General features: G+C 27.7%; 1 protein-coding gene. It reads right to left on the bottom strand.

From position 1 onward, the window contains the following. Nucleotides 1-32: 32 nt before the first annotated feature. Nucleotides 33-332 (bottom strand): hypothetical protein, encoded by a 300-nt coding sequence (locus B0A68_RS24200; protein WP_035683911.1) that lies wholly within the window; start codon nt 330-332, stop codon nt 33-35. Between the last annotated feature and the right edge of the window lie 324 nt (nt 333-656).

Genomic DNA, 656 nt, shown 5'->3' with positions numbered 1-656 from the left:
ATATGGCTGATTTTATTTAATTACAATTTTTTCTAGGCTACTAAACACTTCTCTTCAAAAGGAAAACCGTCTTCATCAATAGCCACTAGTACTTTTCTCTGTTTTGATGCTTCAAAAGTAAGGTAAAGCCATGCAAACGACCACAATCCTAACGTAAGGCAAAAAATAATAAAATTTAAGCCATGGTTTACTACTTTCCCTCCTTTTGACAATACTGCAAAAAGGAATTCATCATTTCGCTCTTCCAAAGTAAATCCGTTATGAACCTTATTAGATATCATATTAGAAAATACTTGTAAGCTTTGCTCTTTGGCTGGCCGGCTTCGTCTCATTCGTTAAAATTTAATTTAAAATTAATTTCTACTTCAATACTCAATCTCTTAACTTTTTTCTTGTTAATTACACACAAAAGTAAACAACAAAAATAAATCTTACAATACCTAAATTAGGTGATTTTGTTATATTATTCGTAAGGCAAATAAAAAAGCGTTACTAATTCAGAAATATAAAGTTAGTTTTTATTGTATTAACTACTAATCCTGTAAATCAAAAACTTACATTTATATTAAAAAAAACGACCGGATTTAAAAATTATTGTCTGTCAAAAATTTTAAGTGTAGTTAAATTTTGATTCCTACTTTTCTAAAAAGAGAATT

Origin of the sequence: Flavobacterium reichenbachii (genome assembly GCF_002217435.1) — a bacterium.
Lineage (GTDB): Bacteria > Bacteroidota > Bacteroidia > Flavobacteriales > Flavobacteriaceae > Flavobacterium > Flavobacterium reichenbachii.
This window is presented reverse-complemented; position numbering and strand designations above follow the sequence as displayed.

Bases quoted from the DNA above. Each gene is read 5' to 3' on its own strand.
- B0A68_RS24200 (WP_035683911.1), bottom strand. From the start codon at position 332: ATGAGACGAAGCCGGCCAGCCAAAGAGCAAAGCTTACAAGTATTTTCT.